This is a genomic window from Acidimicrobiales bacterium, assembly GCA_036273495.1.
Taxonomy (GTDB): domain Bacteria; phylum Actinomycetota; class Acidimicrobiia; order Acidimicrobiales; family JAJPHE01; genus DASSEU01.
This window is the reverse complement of the sequence record DASUHN010000163.1, coordinates 1-3,951: the sequence shown is the minus strand read 5'-3', so window position 1 is coordinate 3,951 and position 3,951 is coordinate 1. Positions and strand designations below refer to the sequence as shown.

Here is a 3,951-nt window from a genome sequence, read left to right as displayed (position 1 = left end):
GCCAGCGCCGTCCCCACCAGGAGACCCGCGTCGGCCAGGTGGGCCAGGGCGTCGGTCACCAGCCCCGAGACGACCGCCACCGGTACCGAGAGCGACCGCACCACCGCCTCCGGCAGGCGCCCCAGGCCGTACTGGACCGTCGCCCCCTCGGGCACGAGCGCTGCCGCCGCCTCGGCTATGCGCCGATCGAGCGGAGTGCCCTCCCGATCGGGAGGGGGCAGGGCCCGCTCCCCGCCGTCGACCACCGCTGCCACCGGGCCCTCGATCGCCGGGCCGCCCAGGTCGGGACCGTCGGCCACCTGGACCACGACCGCCCCGGCCCGGCGGGCGGCGCTGTCGGCGTAGCCCACACAGTCGGCGAAGGCGAAACCCGCCCCCCGGGCCACGCCGGTCACGACCGCGACCGCCGGCGCCAGCGGCCCGGCCAGGAGAGCGGGGATCGACGCCAGCCGCACCGGGAGGTAGCTCACCCGCCCGGTTCGCGCTGCCTCCGCCAGCGCGTTGGCCGGCTGGTAGGTCAGCGCCCGCCGGTCTCCGAGCGAGTCGATCCACGGCCGCCGGTCCACGAGCCAGCCGAGGAGCAGGCCGCCCCCGTCAACGCCAGCGGCGCGGGCCGCCGCGACCGGGTCCAGCGCCGGGGTCCCCGGGCCGTCGGCCACCACGACAAGGCCATCCACGCCCGAACGTTAGGACTGGGCGGCACCCTGAGCCTGGCGCCGCGAACGACCGCGGTTGGAGCGAGAACCGGATGGTCACGGCCACCTCGGAGCCGGGCGGTACCCGACCGGCGGATCTCCGACCGGTTCTGGCCATTGGGTCATCGGGTCGGCGGGCGGGGCCTCAGCCAGGGGAAGGGCCACTCCAGGTCGGCCAACACTGAGGTGACAACTACAGCGAGGGGTACGGCGACGACCAGTCCAAAGGCCACGTCGCTGAACCAGTGCACCCCCAGGACGAGCCGCGATCCGCCCACTGCGATGGCGGCAAGGATCCCGATCAGCCACGGCCACCAGATCCGCCAGGTGATCGCGGCCAGACCTGCCAGGCAGATGAGGGTGGCCGCCGCGCCGGTCGCATGCCCGGAGGGGAACGAGTAGCTCGTCTCATGGACACCCGGTATCGACCCCGGTGCCGGGTAGACCGCGGTGACCGGGCGGGGCCGGTGAATGTATGCCCGGGTGAGGTAGACGAGGCCCTCACCGCCCAGGTAACCGCCTAGGGGGATAAGAGAGCGCGCACCCTGGCGTCGGAGGAGCAGGCCCAGTGTTATCACGATGACGATCAGACCGAGCGGTCCCGCATCAAGGACTTTGGCGACGACCTTCGAGGCGCTCACCAGATGACTGCGATGGTGGGAGAACCAACGGCCGACGGCATCGTCCCAACCCTGGATGGCGCCGCCGCCATGGCGTCCGACGACACCAAATCCGATGAGAGCCAGAACCAGCGCCAAGCCGATGAACACCCCCGCCAGGACCGCGGCCGTCGTGAGCACCGGCTTCCAGTCCTGTCGAGGCGCCAGTAGGTCTCTTGTCGAGCTCATCGGTGTCCTTCGCTGCTGGCGGCCTTCTGACTTGACGTTCGACAGTCAGCCCGTCCCCACGACCATTCGGAATGAGTCTGCAGCCTACCTGCGCCGCTAGGGTCGCGGCCGTGCCGGAGTTCTCGTTCACCGAGCTGCTGCCCATCGACCACCACCACCCCGGCACGCCGTGGCGGCTGATCACCAGTGACGGGATCGCGACCCTCGACGCTGGTGGGCGCCGGTTCCTGGAGGTCGACCCGGGGGTCCTGACCGCGCTGACGCGCGAGGCGTTCCGCGACATCTCCCACCTCCTGCGCCCCGGCCACCTGGCTCAGCTGCGCCGGATCCTCGACGACCCCGAGGCGTCGGCCAACGACCGCTTCGTGGCCCTCGATCTCCTCAAGAACGCGTGCGTGGCTGCCGGTGGCGTGCTGCCGATGTGCCAGGACACGGGGACGGCCATCGTCAGCGGGCACAAGGGAGAGCTGGTGCTGACCGGCGGCACGGACGAGGAGGCCATCAGCCACGGCGTGTACGAGGCGTACAGCCAGCTCAACCTCCGTTACTCCCAGATGGCCCCGATCACGACGTGGGAGGAGGTCAACACCGGCTCGAACCTGCCGGCCCAGGTCGAGATCCACTCGACGGGCGGCGCCGAGTACGAGCTTCTGTTCATGGCCAAGGGCGGCGGCTCGGCCAACAAGAGCCTGCTGTTCCAGGAGACCAAGGCTTTGCTGACCCCCACCCGGCTGCGGGACTGGCTCGACGAGAAGCTGCGGACCCTGGGGACGGCCGCCTGCCCTCCGTACCACCTGGCTTTGGTGATCGGCGGCACGTCGGCGGAGCTGGCCCTGCGTACCGCCAAGTACGCGTCGGCGCGCTACCTCGACACGCTGCCCCGCAGCGGAGACCCCTCCGGGCACGCCATACGCGACGAGGAGCTGGAAGCCGAGGTGCTGGCCCTCACCCAGAGCTTCGGGATCGGCGCCCAGTTCGGCGGCAAGTACTTCTGCCACGACGTCCGCGTGATCCGCCTCCCCCGCCACGGCGCGTCGTGCCCGGTGGCGCTGGCGGTCTCGTGCTCGGCCGACCGCCAGGCGCTGGCTCGCATCACCTCGGAGGGGGCCTTCCTCGAGCAGCTGGAGACCGATCCCGCCCAGTACCTGCCCGAGCCCGGTGAGTCCGACCTGGCCTCGGGCGTGGTGAGCCTCGACCTGTCCCGTCCCATGGCCGAGATCCGCGCCGAGCTCACCCGCTATCCGGTGAAGACCCGGCTCTCGCTGAGCGGCCCGATGGTCGTGGCCCGGGACATCGCCCACGCCAAGATCTCCGAGCGCCTCGAGGCGGGAGAGCCGATGCCTGCCTACATGCGGGACCACTGCGTCTACTACGCCGGCCCGGCCAAGACTCCAGAGGGCTACGCGTCGGGATCGTTCGGGCCCACCACCGCCGGGCGCATGGACTCCTACGTCGAGCGGTTCCAGGCGGCGGGCGGTTCCCACGTCATGCTGGCCAAGGGCAACCGCTCCCGGGCCGTCACCGAGGCGTGCGCCGCCCACGGCGGCTTCTATCTGGGGTCGATCGGCGGTCCCGCCGCCCGGTTGGCCCAGGACTGCATCCGGCACGTGGAGGTCCTGGAATACCCGGAGCTGGGGATGGAAGCGGTCTGGCGGATCGAGGTCGAGGACTTCCCCGCCTTCATCGTCGTCGACGACAAGGGAAACGATTTCTTCGAGGAGGTCAGCGCGCCCGTCAGCATGCGGGCACGCTGACCTTCCATTCGTACTTGCGTCAGGCGGTGACGGCCGGCCCGGCGGTGCGCGGCGCCAGCGCCCGGCGGGGGCTGTACTGGTAGTTGGTCACCAGGCTGACGGCCAGGACGGCTATGCCCGCCGCCACGTAGAAGGCGGTGAGGCCGCCGTCACCCGACGAGAAGTTGAGCGCCCACGGCGCGCTCAGCAGCAGCGCCGCCGCCAGGTAGTCCCCGCCCGAGTGCACGGGGAACGGCAGCACCTTCACCACCCCGAGCGGATAGCGGGTGAGCATGCTGACGCCCAGGACGGTGGCACCGACGACCACTCCCGTCGCCACGGCCCCGTCAGAGCCCCCGACGGCCACCGCCACGACGATCAGCAGGGCGCCGACCGCATAGTCCGCCACGGCGTGGAACCAGGCGGGAAGGAGCTTTACGAGCGACATTGGTGAGCCTCCTGATGGCGAGTTCATCGGTTTCCGATGGCGCCGGTGCTTCGTCGCCGCTGGCCGTCCTGGATTGTGGCAATCTCGGGGTCCGGGGCCGAGGCGGGCCCGGAAGGGGGACGAGATGTCTTTTCACCACGTGGCAGTGGCAACCCGGGACCTGGAGGCCACCCACCGCTTCTACTCCGAGGCGATGGGCTTCGAGCTGGTCAACGTCGACGTCATTC

The 3,951-nt window shown here is 70.9% G+C and carries 4 protein-coding genes; 1 reads left to right on the top strand and 3 read right to left on the bottom strand.

Features of this window, described 5'->3' with window-relative positions; all coding sequences use genetic code 11:
• Both VFW24_06920 and VFW24_06915 read right to left on the bottom strand, forming a co-directional pair.
• Positions 1-677, bottom strand: a 677-nt coding sequence (locus VFW24_06920; GenBank protein HEX5266486.1) for a hypothetical protein, incomplete at its 3' end; no start/stop codon positions are given.
• A 140-nt stretch (positions 678-817) separates the two neighbouring features.
• A complete protein-coding gene (locus VFW24_06915; protein HEX5266485.1) occupies positions 818-1,495 on the bottom strand; it encodes a phosphatase PAP2 family protein in 678 nt (225 codons plus the stop codon).
• A 158-nt stretch (positions 1,496-1,653) separates the two neighbouring features.
• Between VFW24_06915 and VFW24_06910 the strand changes: the two genes are divergently transcribed.
• The gene (locus VFW24_06910; protein ID HEX5266484.1) at positions 1,654-3,297 is read left to right on the top strand and encodes a fumarate hydratase; all 1,644 of its coding nucleotides are present in this window, start codon (positions 1,654-1,656) and stop codon (positions 3,295-3,297) included.
• A gap of 19 nt (positions 3,298-3,316) precedes the next feature.
• Here VFW24_06910 and VFW24_06905 read toward each other — a convergent pair whose 3' ends face one another.
• Positions 3,317-3,724, bottom strand: coding sequence for a hypothetical protein (locus tag VFW24_06905; GenBank protein HEX5266483.1), 408 nt, complete (start codon positions 3,722-3,724; stop codon positions 3,317-3,319).
• Between the last annotated feature and the right edge of the window lie 227 nt (positions 3,725-3,951).